This window comes from Candidatus Pyrohabitans sp. (assembly GCF_054014795.1).
Window position 1 is genome coordinate 1 of record NZ_JBPMGE010000084.1, and the last position, 24,315, is coordinate 24,315.

A 24,315-nucleotide genomic window follows, 5' to 3' on the forward strand; every position below is an offset into this window, starting at 1 on the left:
CCTATTGCACCGCAGCCTACCAAAGCCACCTTCACATAACCACCAGCAAAAAGCTTTATACCTGCAGTATTTAAACTTTGATACTATGTTTCATGTTGCAGGTGAGGAGGAGATTAAATCTGGCAGAACCACAGATGTTTACTTTGTCAACACACGGCGCGTGCTTGAGGAAAAGGGGATAAGCAGGCGCGTTGTGGCAGAGGTTACGGCGAGCTCACTGCCCGGTGGCTATGGGTGGGGCGTGCTCGCTGGCATAGAGGAGGCGGCCCGCCTTCTGGAGGGCTACGACATCGACGTTTATGCGATGCCCGAGGGGAGCATCTTCTACCCTCTTGAGCCTGTGATGCGCATTGAAGGCGACTACAAGGAGTTCTCAACGCTGGAAACGCCCTTGCTGGGGCTGCTGTGCCAGGCCTCGGGCATAGCAACAAAGGCGGCGCGCTTCAGAAAGCTCGCCGGAGACAAGCTTCTGCTCAGTTTTGGTATTCGCAGAATGCACCCCGCAATAGCGCCCATGATAGACCGCGCCGCCTACATAGGCGGCTGCGACGGCTTCTCGGGCATAGCGGCAGAGAGGCTCATAGGCAAAAGGGCAAGCGGCACAATGCCCCACGCCCTCATAATAACCGTGGGCGACCAGGTTAGGGCATGGCGCTACTTTGATGAGGTGGTTGATAAAACTGCGCCGCGCATCGCTCTGGTGGATACCTACTGCGATGAGAAGCAGGAGGCGGTAATGGCGGCGGAGGCGGTAGAAAATCTCTACGGCGTGCGCCTGGATACGCCCGGCTCAAGACGCGGGAACATGGCGAAGATTCTGGAGGAGGTGCGCTGGGAGCTTAATATTCGTGGCTATAAGCATGTGAAAATCTTTGTGTCCGGGGGCGTTAAGGAGGAGAACATTAAGGAGCTCGCGCTGGCGGATGGCTTCGGTGTCGGCACAGGCATAAGCGCCGCCTCAACCATAGACTTTGCCCTTGACATAGTAGAGGTGGAGGGCAGACCCGCAGCGAAGCGGGGTAAGTTCAGCCTTGCCAAGGCGGTGCTCCGCTGCTCTGGCTGCATGCACAGCAAACGCGTGCCTGTGAGGGAGGCAAAGACAGAGGTCTGCGAGAGGTGCGGCACGCGGATGCAGGACCTCCTGCACCCACTGATAAGGCAGGGCGAGCTGGTGGCGAAGCTTCCGCCTGCAGGAGAGATACGCGAGTATGTGCTGCAACAGCTGGAAAAGGTAGAAATTTAGGGGGTATTGGATGGGTAACGACGATGGAATTGAGTCTCTGCTCAGGGTTGTGAAGAGGTTCCCTCCCAGGAGGGAGTTTGCTGAGAAGGCGCTGGTTAATGACGAGAAGGTGTACAGGGAGGCGGCAGGGGACTTTGAAGCCTTCTGGGAGCGTGCGGCTGAGGAGCTCCACTGGTTCAAACGCTGGAGCAGGGTGCTCGACGATACCGAGGCGCCTTTCTACAGGTGGTTCATCGGCGGGGAGATAAACATAACCTACAACTGCCTCGACAGGCACGTTAAAAGCTGGCGAAAGAACAAGGCGGCGATAATCTGGGAGGGCGAGCCCGGGGACAGGAGGGTGCTCACATACCTTGAGCTGTTCCGTCAGGTTAACCGGTTTGCAAATGTGCTGAAAAAGCTGGGGGTTGAGAAGGGTGACCGCGTTACAATCTATATGGGCATGGTGCCAGAGCTTCCCATAGCCATGCTCGCGTGCGCGCGCATAGGCGCTGTGCACAGCATTGTGTTCGGCGGCTTTTCGGCGAAGGCCCTCAACGACAGGATAAACGACTGCGAGGCAAAGGTGGTTATAACTCAAGACGGTGCCTATCGCCGCGGCAGGGTAATCCCGCTGAAGGACAATGTGGACGAAGCCCTGAAGGAAGCGCCGAGTGTTGAAAGCGTGGTGGTGCTCAAGCGTGCTGACAACGAGGTTAGCATGCATGAGGGCAGAGATTTCTGGTGGCATGAGCTTGAGGGCGAGGCTTCTGCAGAGTGCGAGGCTCTGCCCCTTGAGAGTGAGCATCCTCTGTTTATACTGTACACCTCAGGGACGACTGGCAAGCCCAAGGGCGTGCTTCATGTGCACGGCGGCTACAATGTGGGCGTTCATCTTACTGCGAAGTGGGTATTCGACCTGAAGGATGAGGATATATTCTGGTGCACCGCAGACATCGGCTGGGTGACAGGGCACAGCTACGTTGTCTATGGTACGCTCTCCAATGGCACGACTGTGCTGATGTACGAGGGCGCACCGGACTATCCAACCCCCGCCAGGTGGTGGGAGATTATAGAGCGCTATGGCGTGAGCATCCTCTACACTGCACCGACGGCGATACGCTACTTTATGAAGCTTGGCGATGAGTGGGTGAAGAAGCACGATTTAAGCACCTTGCGCCTGCTGGGCACCGTGGGCGAGCCCATAAATCCAAGGGCATGGCTGTGGTACTATGAGGTGGTTGGGGGTGGGCGCTGTCCCATCGTCGATACCTGGTGGCAGACTGAGACGGGCATGATTATGATTACCCCGCTCCCGGGGGTTAGTGTCCTCAAGCCGGGCTCTGCCAATAAACCCTTCCCGGGCGTCTTCGCAGGGGTGGTGGATGAGAGGGGTAAGGAAGCAAAGCCCAACATGGGCGGCGAGCTTGTTATTAAAAAACCCTGGCCGGCGATGCTCCGCACTGTGTGGGGCGACCCGGAGCGCTATGTGAAGACCTACTTCGCCGACAGTAGCATCTACATCACAGGCGACGGGGCACGCGTGGATGAGGAGGGCGATTTCTGGATTATGGGCAGGATAGACGATGTCATCAACGTCTCTGGCCACAGGCTTGGCACAATGGAGGTGGAGAGCGCTCTGGTGAGCCATGAGAGCGTGGCAGAGGCGGCGGTGGTGGGCAGGCGGCATGAGATTAAGGGCCAGGCAATCGTTGCCTTCGTTGTGCTCAGGGAGGGTGTTGAGCCCACCCCCGAGCTTAAGGAGGAGCTGAGGAGGCATGTAGGCAGGGAGATTGGGCCCATTGCCAAACCCGAGGAAATCCACTTCGTCAGTGAGCTGCCCAAGACGCGCTCTGGCAAGATAATGCGCCGTATAATGCGCGCCCTTGAGGAGGGCAGGGAGATAGGGGATATAAGCACACTGGAAGACGTCAAGGCGATAGAGGAGATTAAGAAGAGGGGGTAATGGCCAAGCGCTGGCGGGGCATCAGCTACAATAAGATTTAAGTAGTTAAGGCGTTGCTCTCTTTTGCTGCCGGGGTAACTCAGCCTGGTTAGAGTGCCACGCTCATAGGGAGAGGCTATGCCTCATGAGGGCACTCCTGGGATACGTGGAAGCCGCGGGTTCGAAGCCCGCCCCCGGCACTCCTTAGCCACATCAAATGCCCATTTTTTCTGCTTTGGAAACTCCCACTAAGATTATTTTACTTTTTGCAACAACAAACTATTTCTGTACAAAAGCCCTCATTTGGCTAGGAGATATAGAAATGAAGTGTTGCGGTACACCTGAGAAGAAGAAAGAGGGCAGGGAAGTAGAAGGGGAGAAGCACGAGCACGGCAAAGAGGGGCATTCCTCCCACGCTGGCTGCGGCATGCACGGTGGGGGCCTGCTCCAGTACCTGATGATAGGGATACTTATCTATCTGGTGGTGGCTTACTTATTCTAGTAAGACGTTAACTGTCTCTATCACAGGAGATAAAGTGGAAAGGAGTCGTGCGGATTATGTGGCTTCAGGTTAGGATGTACCTCCTGCTGGCGGCGATGTTCGCCATTGTATATGCGGTTATAGTGGTAGCGGCAAGCATGATGGGGATTCAGAGCTTTGCAGTCTACGGGGGCATAGCTGTGGTGCTACTTATCATACAGTACATTGTCTCGCCCAAAATAGTGGAGATGAGTATGGGCGTGCGCTATGTAAGTGAGGCTGAGGCCCCGGAACTGCACAGCATGGTCGCCGAACTCGCGAGGCTGGCGGGCATCCCAAAGCCGAAGGTGGGCATCTCCCGCTTGCAGATACCCAATGCATTCGCCTTCGGGCGCTGGAAAGGCGACGGCAGGGTGTGCGTCACTGAGCAGCTTATGCAGCTCCTTAGCAAGGAGGAGCTGCGCGCAGTGCTCGGGCATGAGATTTCTCACCTGAAGAACAGGGATGTGACTGTGATAACAGCCCTGAGTGTTGTGCCCATGGTGCTCTGGTATCTTGCCTGGAGCTTCATGTGGAGCGGTGGCAGGAATCGGGGGAATGCCGTGGCTCTGGGCATAGCAGCCTTTCTGTTATACTTTATAACCAATCTGCTGGTGCTCTATGGCTCGAGGATTCGCGAGTACTACGCCGACGAGGGCAGTGTGAAGCTGGGCAATCCGCCGCACGCTTTGGCGAGTGCGCTGTACAAGCTGGTCTACGGAAGCGCCCGCGTTGACAGGAAGGTGCTCAAGCAGATGGAAGGGTACAAAGCCTTCTTTGCCAATGACCCTTCGCGTGCCTATCATGAAATCCGTGAGCTGAAGCAGGTGGACGCCAACCTCGACGGGAACATAGATGCAAATGAGCTCCTCGCTTTGAGCAGCAAGAAGGTGCGCTTAAGCACTGCTGACAGGCTCATGGAGATGATGAGCACCCATCCAAACATGGTGGTTAGAGTCAAGCGCCTCAGTCAGCTCGCAGCCAGAAGAGCGTAGCCTAAATACCCCTCATAATCTCTGCATACCTTTTCAGTGTCCCCCCTCTGTACTGCACCAGCCATGCCAGGAAGCACAGCTCTATTGCCCTACGCTGTGTGGTGGCAGCAATCTCGTGTACCTTTGCGATGAAGGGGAGGTCCTCCTCCACAGGGGCTTCTCCCGCTTTTAGAAGAAATTCGTTGATAACCCGCTTTACAATCTTGTCTGGCATCACCGTATCCACCCCGCCCATCATGCGCAAATACTGGAAGGTGTTTATCCCCACACCCTTCACCCTGCCTATGGCGTCGCTGTGCCAGCTCTCCAGCCTGGCTTCTCTCGCCCACCTTCTCAAGGCACGACGGTCGTCTATGCGGTGCTGCTTCTTCAGCTCCGCCAGATGGGCTGCTATGCTCTGAGCCGCCTTCCAGCTTCGCCTGTTTCCCCATACCTCAAGCAGCTTCTCCAGCTCAGCCAGTGCAAGGTCCTCCACCCGGGTTATTTCGCGAGGGGCAACGAACCTGCGTCTGAACTCCTCTACCCGTGGTACAACCACTGTGAAGTAGTTAACGCCGGTCGAAGTGATGGCGGCGTCGGCGAGCATGCACACAACGCTTCCGCCCCAGCGCTCAGTGGCAAGGCACCGGGAGGCAACCTCGCTTAGATATGGCACCCTGGCGACGTGGGCGTCGATAATCTCCCTGAGCGCTGGCATCGTGCTCACCTCTAACCTTTATCTCCGCAGTTGGGGTGTTAAATCCTCTGCAGGATAACTCTGCACTTAGGCAGGGCTTTATTCTAAAAAGAGAAAAGGTTAACCCTTAAAATCGCAGCTTCTGCACTTGAATATGGGGACATTCTTCTTACCCTGCTTCTCCCAGTGATGTATCTCAATACTGGAGGACCCGCAGCCGGGACAGGTTACAAAGCGAGGGTTGAGCTTCACAAGGCGTTCAATAACGCGCATGTCCTCGAGGAGCTCCGTCTCGGCCTCGCGCTTAATCTCCAGAAACTTCTGGAAGCGGCGCATGTGCTTGGGGCAGAGATTGAGCCTGAACTCGGTTATTAGCCCAGCGGCTTCGTTGGAGCAGAAGGTGCACTTCATGTCTAAATTTGTCTATCTTAACGTCTTGACAGATTCATAAAAGATCGAAACAAAAGAGTTAAATCCCACGAGGGCCACCTAGCTGTATGGAGATTGCAGAGTTTCAGTCCCTCATACGCCAGCTGTACCTCGAGAAGGACCGCAAGCGGGGCACTGAGGCCACACTGCTCTGGCTGGTGGAGGAGGTGGGCGAGCTCCTTGAGGCTCACCGCAGGCAGGATCAAGAAGGGATGGAAGAGGAGATTGCCGACATTATCGCATGGGTGGCGAGCTATGCCAACCTCAAAGGTATAAGCCTTGAGGAAGCCCTGGAAAAGAAGTACCCGGGAAGATGCCGGTACTGTAACTCTGCGCCATGCGAATGTGATAAGTAGAAGGATTAAGAATGACGGTCTATGTGACCAAGGCTTCAGGGAAGAGGGAAAGGTTTGACCCCCGCAAGATAGAGCGCACCCTGAGGAGAGCAGGGGCGAGCAGTGATGTGAGGAGAAGGGTCCTCACCGGGGTGGAGGCCAGGCTCTACGACGGCATAACCACGGGCGAGATACTGAAAATTGTAAAGCGGCTACTCACCCGGGAGGAGCGCAAGGCGGGCATGCGCTACGATTTGAAGCAGGCGATAATGCGCCTTGGCCCTGCAGGCTTCGCCTTTGAGGCATACTTTGCAGAGATACTTGAGCACTATGGTTATGGCACAGTAATAGGAAGAAAGCTGGCTGGCAGGTGCGTTGTGCATGAGATTGATATTATTGCAGAGCTCATCAGGGGTGAGAGGAAGCGCATACTCATAGAGTGCAAGTATCACAATGCCCCCGGGATATATACCAACCTGAAGGAGGCGCTATACACCTATATGCGCTTCCTTGATCTGGCTGAGGCCAATGGTTACTTTGACGAGGTATGGCTGGTCACCAATACAAAAGCTTCAGGCGACGCAAGAAGATTTGCAAAGTGCAGGAAGATGAAGCTTATCACCTGGCGCTATCCCCGTGGCAGAAGCCTGCGGGAGCTTATAGATAAAAAGAAGCTTTACCCGGTAACCTCACTGCCTTCTGTGGACAGGAGCACCCTGGGGAAGCTTGCTGAGGCGAGGCTGGTACTTGTTAAGGACCTGCTGGAGGCGGACAGCGAGTATGCAAGGCTCATGACAGAACTACCCTCAGGGAAGCTGGAGAGGATAAAGAGGGAAGCGGAAGAGCTTATCAACAGGCGATAAAAATTTATATCCCCTCCCTTTAATTTACCCCCATGCTATACCATCCCTATATTCTTGCTGTGGGAATGATACTCTTCCTTGCCGGTGCCGCTGAAGGCTACAGAAAGGCAAAGTCTCTGCCGGCAGGCGATAAGTCGAGGCATCCAGCCATGGTGTATACCGCCTACTCCCTGTTTGTACTGGCACTTGCCATATACTACGGTTATGAAAAATCTCTGGCTATAGAGATGGCTGGCGGGAGGGAGGTCTTCCGCGCAACAGGCTTTCTTGTGCCCCACATTATCTCAATAAGCCTTGCCACCATCCTTCTCAGCGTGACACTTGTCTACGGAATTTTTATGAGGGGTAGACTTTTCACAGAGAGGATTGGAAGGAATGAGATTGTGCACATGGTTCTGGGCAGCCTGGGTATAGCTTTCTATGTGCTCGCAGTCGTAACCGGCGTGGCGATGTACATGAGGGCGGGCGTGCTGTAGATGCGCCTGTACTTCTACACCACCAATAGATTTAAGTTCCGCATAGCTGGCGGCCTGCTGAGGCGGTACGGCATAGTTCTTGAGATGGTTATGCCCGGGTTCAGGGAGATTCAGGCGGAGAACAGCGAGAGTGTGGTGGAGGATGCGCTGAGGAAGGCGGAGCTTTTACCTGCGATGGCTGAGGATTCTGGTTTATTCATCCCGGCGCTGCGCGGTTTTCCAGGGACCATCACCGGCTATGTGCAGCGCACCCTCACGGCGAAGCACCTGCTGAGGCTTATGGAGGACAAAGCAAGGGAGGCGTGCTTCCGCTCTGTGGTTGGGCTCCGCGAGGCGAGCGGGGAGATAAGGCTCTTCAGGGGTGAGGTCTGCGGCAGGATTGCAGATAGTCCGCGAGGAAGCTCTGAGTACTGGTACGACACCATCTTTATACCAGAAGGCGAGAGCCGTACCTTTGCGGAGATGGGCTTTGACGAGGTTCTGGCAATGTCTGACTGGAAGAAGAGCTTCACCGCGCTGGGGGAGTATTTGAGTGGGAAGGATTGAAAAGTGGTACATCCTTTAAATTACTATATAATTCCTCGAAGAATTTCCAGGTATCTGAGGGCTTTTTCATATTCCAGTGCCGAGATTCTGAATTTTGTAGAAAGCAGATTTTTATAAATCTCCTTTGTTCTGGTATAATCAGAAATCCCAAGGGCATACCCTATCAGGATAACCGTCAGGGTGGGTTCAACTTCAATATTCATCATTCTGGCAATTTCAATTCCCCTTGAGTCGTCCATGATTAATACTGCCTTTTTTTCGTCTGCTAGGGCAATAGCTTGAGCATCGGCCTTCTGTATTAAGGGATTTTTCAGTAGGGTATTGTACAGCTTTTTGGAACTGGGTGTGCCTAAAAAAATCCTGCCTTCTTCAATCGCATTCTCGAGGAACAGTGCATCGGGAGCACTGACTCTTTTTCCTGCATCCACAACTTCTGTTTTTACGATTTCGGGCATATAGACATTTGAATATATACCAAGGAAATCAAGAGCTCCAGTTTTGGCAAGGTAAATTGAAGGGGAGCTGTTTATTACTGCTTCAACCTTTCGTGTTTTCCAGTATTCTACCCTCTTCCGGATGGTCTCTTTTTCCATCTACAGCCCCAGAGATTTTTCAAAGGCTTCCATGGATACGTTTAGAGGAATTTTTCTCCTGTCGAGTTCATCTAGGAATTCCCATACTGTAATTTCGGCCTTCTCGCTGGCTTTCATGAGGGAGATTTTCCCGTCCCGATACTCGTTTATAGCCTGCTCAAGCTTCCAGTCTCTTAGCCCCCTCTCCAGAAGCCTTCTTATGGCTGCAGACCTGTCAAGACCTGAAGCCTCCATGTATTCCCTGAGTCCCCTTGCAATATTATCTTTTATCTGGGCAGTTATTATTTCAGGCATTTTACACCTCATCTTATAAATTTTATTAAATCTTATAATTTTTAACTTCGTGAAACCTTCTTGACCTTTCTGAATTCTGGATTCTTAGCGGTAGGCGAGGGTGTCGGCGTACAATCATTGGATTGATTCATTCACCACACTCAGCCTTAAATCCCTCCTAACCTCTCTAACGCTCTCAAAATGCCTGTCTTTAGTAATCAACTTCAAATTGTTGTTCAGGGCAACCGCAGCAATAATCACATCCACCGCTGGGAGTGGCTTGCCAATTTTCAGGAGCTCCAGGGAAATTTCCAGAGCAAGATTGGAGTCGGTTCTGGAGGGATACAGCACTTTAAGGTTAAAATCCATGGCTTTTGGAAATTCTACAAGGTTCAGTATTGTTGTGCATCCCTTAGGAACTTTGCCCTGTCGATAAATCTCTATCAGCGCGCTTGTATCGTAGAGAGTCTCTTCCATTCCGCCTGCCTCATCTTCTCATAACCTTCAACTGCCTCTTCAAAGCTGAGTTCTCTAAGCTTCTTCCTGAAATCCTCACCGAGCTCTGTGAGGAGCTCCTCGGTGGTAGTTTCATATCCCCCTTCCAGCTTCTTCAGGTAATCCATTATTGCTCTCCTGGCAACCTCACTCCATCTGATTTCCCGGTACTTTTTCATTTTCCGGTACACATCCTCCGGTATAGACAATGTTATATTTACCATATGGCACATAAGTATGTGGACACAAATATTTAAGGCTTTTGCTGTCATCGGTCCTCCAGCGCTTAGTCATACATCACGCTCGTCATGAAATCACTTCTGGCATGCTTGACAATCAGCCTTTTTACCAGTAAAAATAAACGCCGGGGAGGGGATTTGAACCCCTGCGTTCCGGGAGGAACACGAGCTTTCTGTCGCTGATTTCCCGTACTCTGGACCGGGAAAACGAAGACTCCAGGCTCGCGCCGTGGTCCGGGCTTGGCTACCCCGGCAGTCGATAACACCCGCTAAGATAACCTTGGAGAAGTATTTTGAAACACTTTTCCGGTGCTCTCGGAAAAGCCCAAAGTATGCACCGTTAAAATCTAACTTGCGGTGATAAAAGTGATAGTGGTGTACAACGAGAATACGGTTGTGTTCGACGAGTAGGTTGCAAAAAAGAGGGAAAGATTAAGCGCGCAGCTCAATCTCTATGTTAACGCCGTCCGGCACGCGCACGCGCATTATCTGCCGCATTGTGCGCTCATCCGCCTCTATATCGATAAGGCGCTTATGGATGCGCATCTCCCACTTTTCCCACGTAGCTGTGCCGTCACCGGAGGGGGACCTGCGCACAGGCACACGGAGCCTGCGGGTGGGCAGCGGTATCGGCCCTGACATCTCCACACCCGTCTTCAGGGCAATCTCCTTTACCTGCTTGCACACATCTTCCAGCTTCCTGTGGTCTGTGCCGCTGAGCTTTATCCTTGCACGCTGCATAACTCTGTCACCCTGTAAAATTTAAAGTAGAGAGAAGGTTTACTTCGCCTTCTCTATATCCACCACCATACCGGCGGCAACCGTCATACCCATATCGCGGATAGCGAACCTTCCAAGCTGGGGTATCTCCTTGACCTTCTCCACCACTAGGGGCTTCGTCGGCTGTACACGCACAACTCCAGCTTCGCCTGTCTTGAGGAACTGGGGGTTCTTCTCCACCACATTACCTGTGCGCGGGTCCAGCTTGCTTATGAGCTCCACTATCCTGCATGCCACCTGTGCAGTGTGGGCATGGAACACGGGCGTATAGCCCACTGTTATAGCGCTGGGATGCTGAAGCACTATTATCTGTGCTGTGAAGCTCTTCGCCACTGTGGGCGGGTTGTCAACAGGACCGCACACATCGCCGCGCTTTATGTCATTCTTGCCGACACCGCGTACATTGAAGCCTATGTTGTCCCCAGGCTCGGCCTTGGGTATGCTCTCGTGGTGCATCTCTATGCTCTTCACCTCGCCGCTGGCGCCAGGAGGCTCAAAGATAACCTTATCGCCAACCTTGAGCACGCCTGTCTCCACCCTGCCAACAGGCACAGTTCCTATTCCAGTAATGGAATAAACATCCTGGATGGGTATGCGTAGCGGCAGGTTAACAGGCTTCTCTGGCACCTTAAGGTTGTTAAGCGCCTCCACCAGAGTTGGGCCATCCCACCAGGGCATCTTGTCGCTCTTATTTATTATGTTCTCGCCCTGAAGAGCAGAGATGGGCACATAGATAATCTGCTCTGGCCTATAGCCCACTATTCTGAAGAGCTTGTCCAGCTGCGCCTTAACCTCATCATACTTCTCCTTGCTCCAGTTCACAGCGTCCATCTTGTTTATAGCCACGATGAACTGCTGGATACCCAGAGTGCGCGCCAGAAACACGTGCTCCTTTGTCTGGGGCATGAGTCCGCCCGTTTCGTCCTTCTGGGCCACATCCACCACAAGAACCGCGGCATCAGCCTGAGATGCGCCGGTTATCATGTTCTTAATAAAGTCGCGGTGGCCGGGGGCATCGATTATTGTGAAGTAGTACTTGTCTGTCTCCATCTTCTGGTGAGATATATCTATCGTCAGGCCACGCTCACGCTCCTCCTTAAGGCGGTCCATAACCCAAGCGAACTCGAAGGTGGCTTTGCCTATCTTCTGCGCCTCGTCACGGTACTGCCTTATAATATGCTCTCCTATAGCACCCATCTCGAAGAGCAGCCTTCCCACAGTCGTAGACTTGCCGTGGTCTACGTGTCCAATAAACACCAAGTTCATATGGGGTTTCTCAGCCATGCTTTTACCTCCTTTCTGCCTTGTTATCTCATTACCTTAATTTAAACCTTTTCGTTCGCGTATCTTTTTCACGACTTCTTCCTGAAGCTCGGCCGGCAGGCGTTCAAAGCCCGCAAACTCTGTGCTCCACAGCGCTCTTCCTTCTGTAGCGCTGCGAATATCACCTGCGAAGCCAAACATCTCGCTCACAGGGCACTTGGCCTCAACCACTATGAGGTCGCCCTCCTGGCGCATGTCAATTATCTGACCCCTGCGGCGCTGAATCTCATGCGTCACAGCGCCCATGTACTCCTGAGGCACGTGGATGAACACCCTGAGCTTGGGCTCCAGGAGCACCGCCTGTGCCTGAAGCATAGCCTCGCGTATAGCGTCGCGCACCGCTGGAATGACCTGCGCCGGCCCGCGGTGTACAGCATCTTCATGAAGCTTCGCGTCGACAAGCTTTACCTTCACACCAAACACCGCCTCCTTTGCGAGGGGGCCCTCATTCATCGCATCGTGGAAACCTTCCTGAATCAGAGGTATGGTCTCGTGGAGATACTGGATACCCTTGGTCACATCTGTAAACAGGTTGTTCCCGTAGACCTCGACCAGGCCCTTGGCCTCGTTCTTGCTCAGCCCAACCTTCTCAAAGGCCCTGCCAAGCTCCTTGCCTTTATAGCGCGAAGGCTTGATTTCGCCCTCGAGGATGGCCTTCATCACCTCCTCTTCGATGGGCTCAACAACAAAGTAGAAGCGGTTGTGTTTGTTGGGCGACTTGCCCTCCACGGAAGGTGAGGTTGAGACAACGCTCTCCCTGTAAACAACAATGGGTGGAGACACCTCTATGTCAACACCGCGCTCCTTTATACGGTAGGTGGCCACCTCCAGGTGAAGCTCACCCATTCCCGAGAGGAGGTGCTCTCCAGTCTCCTCATTGATCTCCACCCTCAGTGTGGGGTCTTCCCTCGCCATAATGTTGAGCACTTCAATAAGCTTTGGCAGGTCCTTGGTATTCTTGGCTTCCACAGCGACAGTTACCACGGGTTCAGAATAGTGGCGCAGTTCCTCGAACGCCTCCAGAGGTGCCTCCGGAGATGTAACAGTCTCACCCGCCTGAACCTTCTTCAAGCCCGTGATCATAACTATATTGCCAGCCACCACATACTCAGTGGGCATGCGCTCGGGACCAAAGTATACACCCACCTGCTGGGTGCGCGTCTTTGTCTTGGCATTGCACAGGTAGACCTCCTGGCTCCGCTTCAGCGTACCCGAGAATATTCTTCCAGTCGCCACCTCTCCCGCCTGGGGGTCTATCCTCAGGTCGGTTATCATAACAGCCAGCTTGCCCTCGGGGTCGCAGTTAAGCATGGCCTTGCCGTCCTCACCCTCTATATCCCCCGGCCATATCTGAGGTACGCGGTACCTCTGCGCAACCTTTGGTGAGGGGAGGTGCTTTACAACCATGTCCAGGATAACCTCGTGCACCATCGCACGCCTAGCAAGCTCCTTCTGCTCCCCTTTAATATTATAATCAATAACATCCTTGAAGGTTATACCGCTCTCCTTCATCAGCGGGAAATTTATCGCCCAGTTGTGGTAGGCCGAGCCGAAGGCAACACTTCCGTCCTCCACCTTCACCTGCCACTTATCCCTGAATTCAGGTGGCGCCATACCTTTAACAATCTTATTAAACTCTGAGATTATCTCGATGAAGCGGCGCTGCATCTCCTCCGGTGTGAGGCGGAGTTCATTAATCAGGCGGTCCACCTTGTTTATAAAAAGCACAGGCTTAACACGTTCCTTCAGCGCCTGGCGCAGCACCGTCTCTGTCTGGGGCATTGTACCCTCCACAGCGCAGACCACGACAACCACGCCGTCAACAGCACGCATCGCCCGGGTTACGTTGCCCCCGAAGTCCACGTGGCCCGGGGTGTCTATCATGTTTATGAGGTAGCTCTCGCCCCCGTACTCGTGCACCATACTCACGTTGGCGGCGTCTATGGTTATGCCCCGCTGCTGCTCAAGCACATCGCTGTCCAGCACAAGCTGCTTGCCCGCGAGTTCAAAGCTCATCATACCTGCACCCGCGAGAAGGTTATCACTGAGCGTTGTCTTGCCGTGGTCTATGTGAGCCACTATACCCATGTTGCGTATGTATTCAGGCTTATTCATGAGCACCTGAATCTTCTTGATCATCTCTTCGCGTCTTCCCATCTTCCTACCTCGCGGCCTTTGCTATGCGCTCAATCTCCTCTTTCTTTGAAATTGCATAGCACTTCATATCATAATTTGCAGCAGCTATTATCTCATCCGCCAGAGCCTGGGCGATGCTCTTCTTAGACTTAAAGGCCTGCCTCGCCGCACCTATGGCTATGAAGCGCAGTGCCATATCAAGGCGGCGCTGAGGAGCAACGTCGACACTCTGATGATAGGCGATACCGCCGTACTTGAGCCTTGTGGTCTCCTCCCTCGGCCCTGCATTTATCACAGCATCCACAAGCACCTGAATCGGGTTCTTCTTGGTGCGCTTCTCCACTATCTGCAGAGCCTCCTTCACTATCTTTGAGGCGAGTATCTTCTTCCCGGCGTACCTGCCTGAGGAGCGCTTGTGCTTCTTACCCTCATGCCCTGTAACCATCATCTTGTTTATCAGCCTCTCCACAATGGGCACCTCCACCTTGCCGAACTGGCGGAAGTGCCTGCCCATGGTGTGGGGCACTAACACAGGGCGAAGGTTTATATATCCCCTTAAACTGGGGTCGCGCACCTCAACCTCACTCGGGTCCCATAAACTGAAGATCTTGAACATCCTATCACCTTATTGGCTTCTCCTTACGTCCACGCACAAGCTCCTGCAGAGACACGCCATTGACCGCTATAACCTTAAAACGCACGCCCGGGATGTCGCCCATACTTCCACCCTGCCTTCCGCCGATGCCCTCGATGAGCACCTCGTCGTGCTCGTCTATGTAGTTGATTGCTCCATCTCCGGGTGCGAAGGCGGTAACCTGTCTGCCGCTCTTTATGAGCTGCACCTTAACGCATTTGCGTATCGCAGAGTTTGGCTGCTTGGCTTCAATACCCACCTTTTCCAGCACTATCCCTCTTGCCATCGGCGCCGCACCGAGGGGGTTTGACTTCTCCTTCAGCTTCAGTACGCGCCGCTTGTATCTGGGATCACTCCATCTGATTTCCTTCCTTCTCCGCTTCAGCTTGCGTGCAGTAAACTCGCCAGTTGGCTTCTTAGCCATGCATTTTCACCTCAGATTATAATTACTTCGTCGATGCCGTAATGTCTTTTCAGGATGTTCCTGATACGCGCCAGGTTCTTGCCACCCCTGCCGATTGCCTTGGGCTTGTCCTGCATATCTACCTTCACCTTTGCCACTTTCTTGCCTTCCTTCACCTCTATATCAACGCTTTTAACCCTGATGGGGTGAAGCACATTTGCAACAAACTCGGTGGGGTCAGAGCTGTATTCAATAATTTCAATCTTCTTGCCCAGCGCGCGTGAGACGCGCTGCACATTTGAGCCTTTCCTGCCGATCGCCAATCCTATATCACCCTTCTTAACTATGAAGGTTATCTTCCTGCCATCCTCGTCGATTATACAGTCTTTGGTAACTGCACCCGTCATACTCTCAAAAAGGGCGATATAGTTAATTTCCCTGGCAGAAAGCTTCAAAGCTTCCATTAGTTATTTCCTCCTACCGAGCTCAAATATATCTGAATCTCCTGCCTCAACCACACCCAGCATGCTCACAACGTAGGGTTTTCCGCAAACTGCACCCAGTTCGAGGCTTGTGCCCGGGTATTCGTAAACAGGTATTCCAGCGAGCTCGGCATAGCGAAGAAGGTCGCTCTTCACATCCTGGGGACAGTTGTTCGCTACTACAACCAGCTTTATCTCCTTGTTTCTAACTGCATCAAGGGTCTTCTTCCTGCCGAGGTAGACCTTACCTGTATCCACAGCCACGCGAATAGCTCTTTCCACGTCCATTAGCTTACCTCCTTGCTCTCCTCAAGCTCGCGGCGCATCACGAGCTCCACCATACCTGTACCAAGCTTAACAGGGCGCCCGACGATAACATTCTCCACTATGCCTTCCAGCTCGTCGTACTCACCTGTAACTGCTGCCTGAAGCAGGTGGTCCACAGTTATCTCGAACGCAGCCCTGGCGAGAACAGAAGCCTTCTCTCCGCTCACGCCGTGCCTGCCTATTGCCTTGACCATACCGCCGACTGTCATCATATCTGCTATCAGCATTAGGTGACGTACATCCACTATTAAGCCCTGCTCATTCAGCGTGTCCTGAATCTCGCTGATTATGGCATTCCGCGCCGCCTCTATGCCCAGGACGCGCTGAATCTCCATTATGTCGTTGGTCTTTGTCCTTGTAACGTCCACGCCCTCAATCTTGAGCACATCCTTCAGATTTGAACCTTCGGTGTATATCACATACTCGTCCTCCTCCCTGCGCAGCACCACACGCTTTATGTCCTTTATTCCGCGCAGGTGGAGGTCCCCGGCCTTATTTGCAATCTTTCGCAAATCCTTGATGGTGGGGGTTTTAAGTTTCAGCGAGATCACATTCTCCCTCTCTTCAATGTCCACGCCCTTCAGCGACTTGAGCTTGGCCACCACATCCTCCACTTTGAGCTTCTTGCGCCGCATCTCGTATTCATCCAGGTAGAGGTTTGTTCTGGAGTTCACCAGGTCAATTTCACTCTTCTCCAGCACATCGCGCACATACAGCGTCTCTATCTCCCTCGCCACTTCCTGGGCCTTTTCGCGGTCGCGCGCATACTCCTCCTCCAGGTGAATAGTCATCATGGGTGTGGAAGGCTTCTTCCGGGCATCGACTATCTCGATGATGCGCGGCAGGCCCAGGGTAACATTGAGCTCAGCCACACCGGCGTAGTGGAAGGTACGCATGGTCATCTGCGTACTGGGCTCGCCCATGCTCTGCGCTGCCACTATGCCCACTGCCTCACCCGGCTCCACCTTTGCAAACCTGTAGCGGCGGAGCACCTCTGCGATTATCCCTTCCAGGTCTTCCCGGGTAATCTTAACACTGCGCAGCTCATTTTCCAGGTCGCTGTAGAGGCTGGGTGGAAGCTCCTGCCTGAGCTCAGCCAGCCTTTCCAGAATCTCCTCCTCTGTCAGGTACATCTACACCGCCTCCTTCCTTGCATAGCGCCGCACAATCTTCTTAACATTGACCATCTTGCCCCAGTCGGTTCTCGAGGGGTCTGCACCGTCCTCGCCGTGGCGGAACTCCACAATTACACCCCTGGTATCGCGCACTGTGTTGTCGTACTCCACCTTCAGGTCCTGGAGTGCATTTATGAGCCTGCGCTGCATGTAGCCGCTCTGCGATGTTCTCACCGCAGTATCCACGAGACCTTCGCGGCCACCCATGTTGTGGAAGAAGAACTCCAGCGGCGATAGGCCCCGCTTGTAGCTGTTTCGCACAAAGCCCTTGGCACGCGCCGAGATGTCCCCAACCTTGAAGTGGGGCAGTGTTCGTCCCGCATATCCGCGCTTTATCCGCTCGCCTCGCACAGCCTGCTGGCCCACGCAGGCTGCCATCTGCGTCAGGTTGAGCAGACTGCCTCGCGCACCTGAGACAGCCATTATGCGCGCACTGTTCTCATGCTTCCTGCGCTTCTCCTCCCGCTCCAGGTACTCGTTGGCAATGGCACCTGTTTTGTCACGGGCCTCGCTGAGCACCTGCATTATGCGCATTTCAAGCGTCTCCTCCAGTGTTCTTCCAGGCAGCTGCTCCAGGATGTTCTCGTTGTAAGCGCGGATGAGCTCCTGCACCTTTTTATCCGCATCGTCTAAAATCTCGGCTATCCTTTCCTTGGCCTCCTCCGGCAGGTCCTCATCATCTATTCCCGTAGAGAAGCCGCGCCAGGTTATGAAGTTTATCACCAGCTTTGTAACATTGTCCAGAAACTCCCTTGCAGCGTCGGTGCCATAGTCCTTTACTGTGCGGTCGAGAAGCTCGCCTGCAAAGGCGCCAAAGCTTTTCTCGTCCATAACTCCGCGCTCCAGAATGCCATTGCGTATCACCACGTAGGCATCGTACTCACATTCTTCCTCCTTGCAAACCTCACACTTTCTGCATATCTTTGCTGTGTAGGTGAGGTTGAGGTCCTCTGGCAGGAGAAGGCTGAATATCTGCTTACCCGTATAGTACTCCTCTCCCTTCTCATCCATCGCGGGCTCTGGCAAAGGTTTGTTTATTCCACTTGCATATATCAGATGAAAGGCCTGCCTGCGCGTAAGGCGCACATCCGGCTGTGTGAAGAGGTAGGCACCTGAGATGTGGTCATGTATTCCGCCGATAATTGGTCCACCAAAGCGCGGTGATAGAATCTGCTCCTGAACCCGCATCAGCACCCTCGCCTCGGCTCTAGCTTCCTGCCCCTGAATAGCGTGCAGATTCATCTCGTCGCCGTCGAAGTCTGCGTTGTACGGCGGGCACACGCACAGATTAAGCCTGAAGGTCTTGAAGGGCAGCACGCGAACCTCATGTGCCATTATGCTCATCCTGTGCAGAGAAGGCTGGCGGTTAAATAGCACAATATCGTGGTCTATCAGATGGCGGTGGACCTTCCAGCCCGGTTCCAGCTTCTCCAGAAGCTCATCCACATTTTTAACTCTGGCCAGGCTGAGGCGGGCGCCGTCTGGACGCTCCACGTAGTTTGCGCCAGGATACCTGTTCGGACCGTTGCGTATGAACTTCTTCAGGTGCTCTATGTTCATGGGTGTTACTATCACAGGTATGGTGAGCTCCCTCGCTATAAGCTCTGGCACACCCACCTCGTTTATGCTCAGGTTTGGGTCTGGCGATATTACTGTGCGCGCAGAGTAGTTTACGCGCTTACCAGAGAGGTTGCTCCTGAACCTTCCTTCCTTACCCTTGAGACGCTGGGCAAGGGTTTTAAGGGGTCTGCCTGAGCGGTGCCTCGCCGGGGGTACGCCCGCAACCTCGTTGTTGAAGTAGGTGGTGACATGGTACTGGAGCAGCTCCCACAGGTCCTCGATGATAAGCTGCGGTGCCCCAGCCTCGATGTTCTCCTCCAGGCGCTGGTTTATCCTGATTATATCCACCAGCTTGTGAGTGAGGTCGTCCTCACTCCTCTCACCAGACTCCAGGGTAATCGAGGGACGCACAGTCACAGGCGGCACAGGTAATACAGTGAGCACCATCCACTCCGGTCTGGCAACCTGGACATCGAAGCCCATCACCTCTGCGTCGGTGTCGGTAATACTCTCCAGACGCTCCCGCACATCAATGGGCGAGAGCCTCTGCTTGTCCTCGATGAAGCCAGTGGGCTTCTCAAATTTTATATCAAACTGCTCCTCCTCACAGTGAGGGCACTTCTTCACTGTGCGTGCAGCTTTGAAGAGGCTCTCAACAATGGGCTCCTCACTCTTACCTATGCGCTTTGCCCTGTGCAGCTCCTGGCGGAAGCTCTCAATTTTATCCTCCGGGAGGAGTATCCGCCCGCATGCCCTGCATATGCTGCGCAGGGTTTTGTTTATGAGCTTTGAATAGCCAACATGAATAACCGGGCGGGCAAGCTCTATTCTGCCGAAGTGTCCCGGGCAGTCACCCACACGGGAGCCACAGGTCTTGCACCTCAGCCCGGGGTCGACCACACCCAGGCGGGGGTCCATCAGTCCGCCCTCTATGGGATAGCCGTCCTCGTCATAGGTATCTGCGGTGACTATCTTCACCTCAGACATCCTGCGTATCTGCTCCGGGGAGAGGAGCCCGAACTTTATCCCCTCAACCTTCTTGGGAATTATCCTCATTATATCACCTACGCCTTTTCTCCAAGCACAAGCCTCGGATTTATTCCGAGGGATTTAAGCTCATCCAGGAGAAGTTTGAATGCATAGCTCACCTCTACCTCTGCAGCTTCGCTTTCCCTGCCGCATACGGCACAGTATATTGTATCACGTATTTTATCGTACACTGCAATGGTGCCGCAACGCTCGCACACCAGCATGGTGTGGCGGTCGCTCTCGTCGAGAAGGCGCTCCTTGAGCAGCAGAGCTGCGCCGTAGCCTATCAGGCAGTCGCGCTCCATTTCGCCGAAGCGCAGGCCGCCCTCACGTGCCCTGCCCTCTGTGGGCTGCCTCGTTAAGACCTGCACAGGTCCGCGGGAGCGCGCATGTATCTTGCCAGCGACCATGTGATGAAGCTTCTGGTAGTAGGCTATGCCTATGAATATCTCAGCCTCAAATATCTCACCCGTCATGCCGTTGTACATTACCTCCCGTCCAGTGCTTTTAAATCCATGCTTCTTCAGCACACTGCGCAGGTCTTCCTCACGCTCACCGGAGAAGGGCGTGCCATCAACGCGGCGTCCCTCCAGGCTGGCGACCTTTCCGCCGAGCATCTCCAGCACCTGTCCCACTGTCATTCGTGAGGGAATGGCATGGGGGTTGATTATCAAATCAGGTATGACACCCTCCTCGGTGAAGGGCATATCCTCTTGGGGCAGGATTAAACCCATAACACCCTTCTGTCCGTGGCGCGAAGCAAACTTGTCGCCGAGCTCAGGTATCCGCTGGTCGCGCACGCGTATCTTAACCAGGCGGTTGCCGTTGGTGTTTTCTGTGAGCATGACCATATCCACCACGCCATCCTCGCCGTGACGCACTGTTATTGAGGTCTCGCGGCGCTTCTCACGTATTAAGCCGTACTCGCTCACCTCTTCGAGGAAACGCGGGGGTGAGGTCTTGCCTATGAGCACATGCCCGGAGCGCACCTCACTCTCAGGCTCAATTAAACCATCCTCGCCCAGGTATGCATACGCTGCCTCGTCGCGGTAGCCGCGAATCTCGGGGTCGGGAATCTCAAACACATCCATCTGCCCGCCGGGGTAGCGCCGCTGTTCTGCCTCGTAGCTCCTGAAGAAGGTACTTCTCGCAAGTCCGCGCTCAATAGAGGACCTGTTCATTATCAGCGCATCTTCCATATTGTACCCGCAGTAGGAGAGCACTGCCACAACAAAATTCTGCCCTGCAGCGCGGGCATCATAGCCCACGGCCTCCATTATGTCTGTCTTGACCAGTGGCATCTGGGGGTAGTGGAGCAGGTGTGCTCGCGTATCAGTACGGTACTTGAAGTTGGAGGCGTATAAGCCCAGTGCCTGTTTGCTCATACCAGCGCCCATGGTGTTTCGCGGCGAGGAGTTGTACTCCGGGAAGGGCAGTATGGAGGTGCACACGCCCAGCATGAGCAGCGGGTCGATTTCCAGGTGGGTGTGCTCCTCTGTAACTTCCTCCGGGTACATGGCGATGTAGGCATTTTCCTCCTCCTCTGAGTCCAGGTATTCTATCTTGCCCTGCGCCACAAGGTCGTCGAAGGTGAGCTCTCCCATGCGCATAGCCCCTATATCCTCCTCTGTAACCAGGGGCTTGCCATCCTCCACCACGATGAGCGGGCGCCTCGCCCTGCCCTCGTCGGTGTTTATGTACACTTCCCGGGTGTCGCTGTAGAATGCCACATTCGTCTGGGGTGAGAGCTTGCCCTCGCGCCTTGCCCGCTTTATCGCCTCAACCAGAGCGAGGGGGTCACTGTGCTTGCCTATCAGGTTGCCGTTAATGTAAACATTTGCCTCCATTTTACAACCCCTCCTTCTGTATGGGTTTAACCCCTAGCTCATGCAGGAAAGGGGTGAGTTCCTTCTCGGCGTAGCCTGTGGAGAACTCGCAGGCCAATGCCAGGTTCTTCACAAGACCGCAGTTCGGACCCTCTGGCGTCTCACTGGGGCATATCCTGCCAAATTGCGTTGGGTGCAGGTCGCGGGCCTCAAAGTGAGGCTGGGAGCGGGAGAGAGGCGAGACCACACGGCGTAGGTGGGAGACCACGCTCAGGTAGTTTGTTCTGTCCAGAAGCTGACTCACGCCTGCCCTGCCTCCTACCCAGTTGCCGGTGGCCAGAGCGTGGCGTATGCGCTCTGTGAGAACATCTGCCCGCACAGCGGTGTGAACACTTGGCTCCTTTCCGCGTACCACAGCGCGCTCAAGCTGATACTTTATGTCGCGGTTGAGGTTGTAGAAGGCAACACGGAACAGGTCTTCCATCAGGTCTCCAGCAAGGCGGAGGCGCTTGTTGGCATAGTGGTCCTTATCGTCGGGGTCGCGCTTGCCCTGCGCTAACTCGAGGACGCGCAGCACCATTCTTCCCAGATAGTGTGCTTTCCTGAGCCTGTCCTCAGGCTCAACACCTATGTGCGGGAGAAGGTAGCGGTCTATCACCTGCTCCGCCCGCTTCAGGCGGTACTCCCGCGTCTGTCCCGCGGCGACCTTCTTGCCTATGTACTCCACTGCAATCTCCGTCGTGTTTATCTGGATGTGCTCCTCAAGGTTGAGAAGTATGTCATGGGTGTAGGCGGGGTCCTCTGAGATGGTTGCCATGATCTCTCTATCTGTCTCAATCCCCAAGGCACGCATCAGGATTGTGAGAGGGATGCTCCCCGGCACAGAGGGGAAGCTGACCATTATCAGCCCGTCGCGGTTTCTGCCAACGGTGACAAGCGCCCTGAAGCCTCCCCGCCTGGAGAACACCTTGGCAACCTCAGTAATCTTCGAGTAGTCTTCCCCCTTCTCTAGCATTATCTTGTTGGGTGCGAGGTCTTCTATTGTTACAAGCACGCGCTCAGAGCCGTTGACTATGAAGTAGCCACCGGGGTCGAGGGGGTCTTCGCCAAGAGCAATAAGCTCATCGTCGCTCTTGCCGTAGAGGTTGCATATCTTCGACTTTATCATCGTGGGAAGCATTCCTATCTTAACTCTCTCAAATTCACCCTCGCGCTCCTCCCTGCGCAGCTTCATCTCCAGGTAAACTGGCGAGAAGTAGCTCAGGTTGCGCAGCCTGGCTTCCATGGGGGTTATCTTGTTCTTTGAGCCGTCTGCCTCTATGACCTCGGCGGTGTCCACGAAGATGTTACCCAGCTCCACCTCTACACCAACGTCGGTCTCAATAATCTTCATCTCATCAACTATCGCCTGGAGGCGGTTTTCTATGAAGTCGTTAAAAGAATCCACATGCTGCCTCACCAGTTCGCGCTTCTTCAAAAAGGACGTTAAAACAGGTTTTCTGTCCATAGCTCGTGCCTCCTACTCACTCACGACCACACGGTAGTAAACACTCTCTCCGGCGGTCTTGCTCTTTCTGGTAATCCTGATGATGTCCCCTACATTCGCCTTTATCTTCTGTACCATAGGGTCGGTTTTCAATATTTTAGGGAGCTGTCCCCTGCTTATGTTCAGTTCATCCAGTACCCTTCTTGCCTCCTCCTCACTCAACACCTCATGCTTGGGCACCAGTTCATGTTTGGAAATATCTACCCTTCTCACACATCACCCTCCTTTTTCAGCAGTACCTCTCGGCACCGCAGATATAAACGGGCCCGACGGGATTCGCAACGCAACCACAGTTGGTTGCATCAACATATCGCCCCATTGCTACGCAACAGGGCCATGAGGACCATGAAGCGGGCCCGACGGGATTTGAACCCGCGACTCTCGGCTTAAAAGGCCGATGCTCTAGCCAGACTGAGCTACGGGCCCTCTTACCGTTACCTTGAACGTTATCAACAGAAAAAACGCCATCCAATACTACACTTTGCATCGTCATGCAAGATACCTCATTTGAAAGGGAGAACGCCCTGGTCGGGATTTGAACCCGAGTCACAGGAGTGACAGTCCTGCATGATAGGCCGAGCTACACCACCAGGGCATGCTGAAATTATCTTCATTTCCACTCCTGCCGCTCTGTCAAAAGGGTGAGGATAAGTGGGCTGGCGGCGTCCCCGGCTTCCCGAGGGCTCTCGCACCTCAGTACCACCGGGATCGCTGGAGGACTTTACTTCCGTGTTCGGATGGGAACGGGTGTGGCCCCTCCGCTGTGGCCGCCATACCCTGTGCAATTGCTGAGCAATTGCCTCCATGATATTTAAACTTTGCGCTGACAAAATTTCTGATTATCCTTTAAGCGGGATAACCTATAAAAATATTATGGTAATACCGCAGCGTCAGAGTATAAACACTGCCGCAGCAACGACGGTGGTCCATTTGCCGCGCTGCTCAACCACGGCGCTCTGGGTGACATTGAAGGTCTTTACTATCTTGCCGCTCATCATGAATATATCCTTGCGTTCATCGTAGTCGCGGTCAGGGTCGAAGTCTATGCCCAGCGTCGTCGCAAGCATTGTCGCCGCCAGATCCTCGGCGTACTCTCCTGCCTCTTTCTCGCTCTGCCCGAAGCTGTGGTGCTCGCTCAGGTAACCGTACAGGTTTCTGTCTTTGGGCACGGCGCATCCCACTGAAGCTGTGATTAGACGGTGGGGCTCGTTGCTCGCATTTTCGCTGAGCACACAGAAGGCCATCTCGCCCGGGCTGAGCTCCTTCAATCCCTCCTCACGGGGCACAATCTCGCAGTGGGGCGGGAGTATGCTGGACACGCGCACCAGATTGAACTGCTCTATACCCGCGTCGCGAAGGGCCATCTCAAAGGATGATAACCTCTCCCTATGCCTGCCCACGCCTCGGGTGAAAAAAACCTTACGCGGAATCATTCTCATGCGGCATGGGCGAGTTTTCTAACATGTGCAGAGATTTAAAATTTGAGA

Annotated in this window: 27 protein-coding genes, 4 tRNA genes and 1 rRNA gene; 9 read left to right on the forward strand and 23 right to left on the reverse strand. The window is 54.0% G+C overall.

The window, feature by feature from the left end; all coding sequences use genetic code 11:
* Positions 1–85 precede the first annotated feature (85 nt).
* The 5 genes from ACXJJW_RS08635 (at position 86) to ACXJJW_RS08655 (ending at position 4,682) form a co-directional block, all read left to right on the forward strand.
* Positions 86–1,243: a nicotinate phosphoribosyltransferase gene (locus ACXJJW_RS08635; protein ID WP_456475341.1), complete on the forward strand. Its 1,158-nt coding sequence runs from the start codon at positions 86–88 to the stop codon at positions 1,241–1,243.
* Between the two features lie 10 nt (positions 1,244–1,253).
* Positions 1,254–3,188, forward strand: a complete 1,935-nt coding sequence (gene acs / locus ACXJJW_RS08640) for an acetate--CoA ligase (RefSeq protein ID WP_456475342.1) — start codon at positions 1,254–1,256, stop codon at positions 3,186–3,188.
* Between the two features lie 68 nt (positions 3,189–3,256).
* Positions 3,257–3,367, forward strand: a tRNA-Met gene (locus tag ACXJJW_RS08645).
* Positions 3,368–3,489: 122 nt separating this feature from the next.
* A complete protein-coding gene (locus tag ACXJJW_RS08650; RefSeq protein ID WP_456475343.1) occupies positions 3,490–3,669 on the forward strand; it encodes a hypothetical protein in 180 nt (59 codons plus the stop codon).
* 56 nt (positions 3,670–3,725) lie between these two features.
* A complete protein-coding gene (locus ACXJJW_RS08655; RefSeq protein ID WP_456475344.1) occupies positions 3,726–4,682 on the forward strand; it encodes a zinc metalloprotease HtpX in 957 nt (318 codons plus the stop codon).
* A gap of 1 nt (position 4,683) precedes the next feature.
* Here ACXJJW_RS08655 and ACXJJW_RS08660 read toward each other — a convergent pair whose 3' ends face one another.
* Complete coding sequence (locus ACXJJW_RS08660) at positions 4,684–5,379, reverse strand: DUF8548 family protein (RefSeq protein ID WP_456475345.1); 696 nt, start codon at positions 5,377–5,379, stop codon at positions 4,684–4,686.
* Positions 5,380–5,478: 99 nt separating this feature from the next.
* Positions 5,479–5,769 (reverse strand): hypothetical protein, encoded by a 291-nt coding sequence (locus ACXJJW_RS08665; RefSeq protein WP_456475346.1) that lies wholly within the window; start codon positions 5,767–5,769, stop codon positions 5,479–5,481.
* Positions 5,770–5,855: 86 nt separating this feature from the next.
* Between ACXJJW_RS08665 and ACXJJW_RS08670 the strand changes: the two genes are divergently transcribed.
* From ACXJJW_RS08670 to ACXJJW_RS08685, 4 genes are read left to right on the forward strand one after another with little or no spacing between them, the layout of a single operon-like run.
* A complete protein-coding gene (locus tag ACXJJW_RS08670) occupies positions 5,856–6,143 on the forward strand; it encodes a MazG nucleotide pyrophosphohydrolase domain-containing protein (RefSeq protein WP_456475347.1) in 288 nt (95 codons plus the stop codon).
* 11 nt (positions 6,144–6,154) lie between these two features.
* Entirely contained in the window at positions 6,155–6,985 is an 831-nt protein-coding gene (locus ACXJJW_RS08675; protein ID WP_456475348.1) for an ATP cone domain-containing protein, read from the forward strand.
* A 32-nt stretch (positions 6,986–7,017) separates the two neighbouring features.
* Positions 7,018–7,461: a hypothetical protein gene (locus ACXJJW_RS08680; RefSeq protein ID WP_456475349.1), complete on the forward strand. Its 444-nt coding sequence runs from the start codon at positions 7,018–7,020 to the stop codon at positions 7,459–7,461.
* Positions 7,462–8,007: a non-canonical purine NTP pyrophosphatase gene (locus ACXJJW_RS08685; protein WP_456475350.1), complete on the forward strand. Its 546-nt coding sequence runs from the start codon at positions 7,462–7,464 to the stop codon at positions 8,005–8,007. It begins immediately after the preceding gene.
* A 23-nt stretch (positions 8,008–8,030) separates the two neighbouring features.
* Here ACXJJW_RS08685 and ACXJJW_RS08690 read toward each other — a convergent pair whose 3' ends face one another.
* From ACXJJW_RS08690 to ACXJJW_RS08790, 21 genes are all read right to left on the reverse strand, one after another.
* The gene (locus tag ACXJJW_RS08690; RefSeq protein WP_456475351.1) at positions 8,031–8,600 is read right to left on the reverse strand and encodes a PIN domain-containing protein; all 570 of its coding nucleotides are present in this window, start codon (positions 8,598–8,600) and stop codon (positions 8,031–8,033) included.
* On the reverse strand, positions 8,601–8,894 hold the full coding sequence (locus tag ACXJJW_RS08695) for a UPF0175 family protein (protein WP_456475352.1): 294 nt from the start codon (positions 8,892–8,894) through the stop codon (positions 8,601–8,603).
* A 114-nt stretch (positions 8,895–9,008) separates the two neighbouring features.
* Positions 9,009–9,350 (reverse strand): PIN domain-containing protein, encoded by a 342-nt coding sequence (locus tag ACXJJW_RS08700; protein WP_456475353.1) that lies wholly within the window; start codon positions 9,348–9,350, stop codon positions 9,009–9,011.
* Complete coding sequence (locus tag ACXJJW_RS08705) at positions 9,317–9,592, reverse strand: AF_0619 family ribbon-helix-helix protein (RefSeq protein ID WP_456475354.1); 276 nt, start codon at positions 9,590–9,592, stop codon at positions 9,317–9,319. The genes ACXJJW_RS08700 and ACXJJW_RS08705 overlap by 34 nt, the downstream gene beginning before the upstream one ends.
* Before the next feature lie 138 nt (positions 9,593–9,730).
* Positions 9,731–9,861: transfer RNA gene (locus ACXJJW_RS08710), tRNA-Ser, on the reverse strand.
* A gap of 178 nt (positions 9,862–10,039) precedes the next feature.
* Positions 10,040–10,348 carry a 30S ribosomal protein S10 gene (gene rpsJ, locus ACXJJW_RS08715; protein ID WP_456475355.1) on the reverse strand — a complete coding sequence of 103 codons (309 nt, stop codon included), beginning with the start codon at positions 10,346–10,348 and terminating at the stop codon, positions 10,040–10,042.
* A 39-nt stretch (positions 10,349–10,387) separates the two neighbouring features.
* A complete protein-coding gene (gene tuf / locus ACXJJW_RS08720) occupies positions 10,388–11,671 on the reverse strand; it encodes a translation elongation factor EF-1 subunit alpha (RefSeq protein ID WP_456475356.1) in 1,284 nt (427 codons plus the stop codon).
* A gap of 36 nt (positions 11,672–11,707) precedes the next feature.
* A complete protein-coding gene (locus tag ACXJJW_RS08725; RefSeq protein WP_456475357.1) occupies positions 11,708–13,867 on the reverse strand; it encodes an elongation factor EF-2 in 2,160 nt (719 codons plus the stop codon).
* Between the two features lie 4 nt (positions 13,868–13,871).
* Positions 13,872–14,462 (reverse strand): 30S ribosomal protein S7, encoded by a 591-nt coding sequence (locus ACXJJW_RS08730; protein ID WP_456475358.1) that lies wholly within the window; start codon positions 14,460–14,462, stop codon positions 13,872–13,874.
* A 4-nt stretch (positions 14,463–14,466) separates the two neighbouring features.
* Positions 14,467–14,904 carry a 30S ribosomal protein S12 gene (locus tag ACXJJW_RS08735; RefSeq protein WP_456475359.1) on the reverse strand — a complete coding sequence of 146 codons (438 nt, stop codon included), beginning with the start codon at positions 14,902–14,904 and terminating at the stop codon, positions 14,467–14,469.
* Positions 14,905–14,915: 11 nt separating this feature from the next.
* Entirely contained in the window at positions 14,916–15,347 is a 432-nt protein-coding gene (locus tag ACXJJW_RS08740) for a NusA-like transcription termination signal-binding factor (protein ID WP_456475360.1), read from the reverse strand.
* A 3-nt stretch (positions 15,348–15,350) separates the two neighbouring features.
* Positions 15,351–15,653: a 50S ribosomal protein L30e gene (locus ACXJJW_RS08745; protein WP_456475361.1), complete on the reverse strand. Its 303-nt coding sequence runs from the start codon at positions 15,651–15,653 to the stop codon at positions 15,351–15,353.
* Positions 15,653–16,825, reverse strand: coding sequence for a DNA-directed RNA polymerase subunit A'' (rpoA2, locus tag ACXJJW_RS08750; RefSeq protein WP_456475362.1), 1,173 nt, complete (start codon positions 16,823–16,825; stop codon positions 15,653–15,655). The genes ACXJJW_RS08745 and rpoA2 overlap by 1 nt, the downstream gene beginning before the upstream one ends.
* Positions 16,826–19,483 carry a DNA-directed RNA polymerase subunit A' gene (locus ACXJJW_RS08755; protein WP_456475363.1) on the reverse strand — a complete coding sequence of 886 codons (2,658 nt, stop codon included), beginning with the start codon at positions 19,481–19,483 and terminating at the stop codon, positions 16,826–16,828.
* An 8-nt stretch (positions 19,484–19,491) separates the two neighbouring features.
* Positions 19,492–21,303, reverse strand: a complete 1,812-nt coding sequence (gene rpoB, locus ACXJJW_RS08760; protein WP_456475364.1) for a DNA-directed RNA polymerase subunit B — start codon at positions 21,301–21,303, stop codon at positions 19,492–19,494.
* Position 21,304: 1 nt separating this feature from the next.
* Positions 21,305–22,789 (reverse strand): DNA-directed RNA polymerase subunit B'', encoded by a 1,485-nt coding sequence (locus ACXJJW_RS08765; protein WP_456475365.1) that lies wholly within the window; start codon positions 22,787–22,789, stop codon positions 21,305–21,307.
* A gap of 12 nt (positions 22,790–22,801) precedes the next feature.
* Complete coding sequence (locus ACXJJW_RS08770) at positions 22,802–23,041, reverse strand: DNA-directed RNA polymerase subunit H (RefSeq protein ID WP_456475366.1); 240 nt, start codon at positions 23,039–23,041, stop codon at positions 22,802–22,804.
* 138 nt (positions 23,042–23,179) lie between these two features.
* Positions 23,180–23,254: transfer RNA gene (locus ACXJJW_RS08775), tRNA-Lys, on the reverse strand.
* Between the two features lie 94 nt (positions 23,255–23,348).
* Positions 23,349–23,423, reverse strand: a tRNA-Asp gene (locus ACXJJW_RS08780).
* 59 nt (positions 23,424–23,482) lie between these two features.
* Positions 23,483–23,603: ribosomal RNA gene (gene rrf / locus ACXJJW_RS08785) — 5S ribosomal RNA — on the reverse strand.
* 115 nt (positions 23,604–23,718) lie between these two features.
* Positions 23,719–24,267: a pyruvoyl-dependent arginine decarboxylase gene (locus ACXJJW_RS08790; protein ID WP_456475367.1), complete on the reverse strand. Its 549-nt coding sequence runs from the start codon at positions 24,265–24,267 to the stop codon at positions 23,719–23,721.
* Between the last annotated feature and the right edge of the window lie 48 nt (positions 24,268–24,315).

What these genes read in the sequence shown, in the direction of transcription:
- ACXJJW_RS08635 (WP_456475341.1), top strand. Translation starts at nt 86, where the DNA reads ATGTTTCATGTTGCAGGTGAGGAGGAGATTAAATCTGGCAGAACCACA.
- acs (WP_456475342.1), top strand. Translation starts at nt 1,254, where the DNA reads ATGGGTAACGACGATGGAATTGAGTCTCTGCTCAGGGTTGTGAAGAGG.
- ACXJJW_RS08650 (WP_456475343.1), top strand. Translation starts at nt 3,490, where the DNA reads ATGAAGTGTTGCGGTACACCTGAGAAGAAGAAAGAGGGCAGGGAAGTA.
- ACXJJW_RS08655 (WP_456475344.1), top strand. Translation starts at nt 3,726, where the DNA reads ATGTGGCTTCAGGTTAGGATGTACCTCCTGCTGGCGGCGATGTTCGCC.
- ACXJJW_RS08660 (WP_456475345.1), bottom strand. Translation starts at nt 5,379, where the DNA reads ATGCCAGCGCTCAGGGAGATTATCGACGCCCACGTCGCCAGGGTGCCA.
- ACXJJW_RS08665 (WP_456475346.1), bottom strand. Translation starts at nt 5,769, where the DNA reads ATGAAGTGCACCTTCTGCTCCAACGAAGCCGCTGGGCTAATAACCGAG.
- ACXJJW_RS08670 (WP_456475347.1), top strand. Translation starts at nt 5,856, where the DNA reads ATGGAGATTGCAGAGTTTCAGTCCCTCATACGCCAGCTGTACCTCGAG.
- ACXJJW_RS08675 (WP_456475348.1), top strand. Translation starts at nt 6,155, where the DNA reads ATGACGGTCTATGTGACCAAGGCTTCAGGGAAGAGGGAAAGGTTTGAC.
- ACXJJW_RS08680 (WP_456475349.1), top strand. Translation starts at nt 7,018, where the DNA reads ATGCTATACCATCCCTATATTCTTGCTGTGGGAATGATACTCTTCCTT.
- ACXJJW_RS08685 (WP_456475350.1), top strand. Translation starts at nt 7,462, where the DNA reads ATGCGCCTGTACTTCTACACCACCAATAGATTTAAGTTCCGCATAGCT.
- ACXJJW_RS08690 (WP_456475351.1), bottom strand. Translation starts at nt 8,600, where the DNA reads ATGGAAAAAGAGACCATCCGGAAGAGGGTAGAATACTGGAAAACACGA.
- ACXJJW_RS08695 (WP_456475352.1), bottom strand. Translation starts at nt 8,894, where the DNA reads ATGCCTGAAATAATAACTGCCCAGATAAAAGATAATATTGCAAGGGGA.
- ACXJJW_RS08700 (WP_456475353.1), bottom strand. Translation starts at nt 9,350, where the DNA reads ATGGAAGAGACTCTCTACGATACAAGCGCGCTGATAGAGATTTATCGA.
- ACXJJW_RS08705 (WP_456475354.1), bottom strand. Translation starts at nt 9,592, where the DNA reads ATGGTAAATATAACATTGTCTATACCGGAGGATGTGTACCGGAAAATG.
- rpsJ (WP_456475355.1), bottom strand. Translation starts at nt 10,348, where the DNA reads ATGCAGCGTGCAAGGATAAAGCTCAGCGGCACAGACCACAGGAAGCTG.
- tuf (WP_456475356.1), bottom strand. Translation starts at nt 11,671, where the DNA reads ATGGCTGAGAAACCCCATATGAACTTGGTGTTTATTGGACACGTAGAC.
- ACXJJW_RS08725 (WP_456475357.1), bottom strand. Translation starts at nt 13,867, where the DNA reads ATGGGAAGACGCGAAGAGATGATCAAGAAGATTCAGGTGCTCATGAAT.
- ACXJJW_RS08730 (WP_456475358.1), bottom strand. Translation starts at nt 14,462, where the DNA reads ATGTTCAAGATCTTCAGTTTATGGGACCCGAGTGAGGTTGAGGTGCGC.
- ACXJJW_RS08735 (WP_456475359.1), bottom strand. Translation starts at nt 14,904, where the DNA reads ATGGCTAAGAAGCCAACTGGCGAGTTTACTGCACGCAAGCTGAAGCGG.
- ACXJJW_RS08740 (WP_456475360.1), bottom strand. Translation starts at nt 15,347, where the DNA reads ATGGAAGCTTTGAAGCTTTCTGCCAGGGAAATTAACTATATCGCCCTT.
- ACXJJW_RS08745 (WP_456475361.1), bottom strand. Translation starts at nt 15,653, where the DNA reads ATGGACGTGGAAAGAGCTATTCGCGTGGCTGTGGATACAGGTAAGGTC.
- rpoA2 (WP_456475362.1), bottom strand. Translation starts at nt 16,825, where the DNA reads ATGTACCTGACAGAGGAGGAGATTCTGGAAAGGCTGGCTGAGCTCAGG.
- ACXJJW_RS08755 (WP_456475363.1), bottom strand. Translation starts at nt 19,483, where the DNA reads ATGAGGATAATTCCCAAGAAGGTTGAGGGGATAAAGTTCGGGCTCCTC.
- rpoB (WP_456475364.1), bottom strand. Translation starts at nt 21,303, where the DNA reads ATGGAGGCAAATGTTTACATTAACGGCAACCTGATAGGCAAGCACAGT.
- ACXJJW_RS08765 (WP_456475365.1), bottom strand. Translation starts at nt 22,789, where the DNA reads ATGGACAGAAAACCTGTTTTAACGTCCTTTTTGAAGAAGCGCGAACTG.
- ACXJJW_RS08790 (WP_456475367.1), bottom strand. Translation starts at nt 24,267, where the DNA reads ATGAGAATGATTCCGCGTAAGGTTTTTTTCACCCGAGGCGTGGGCAGG.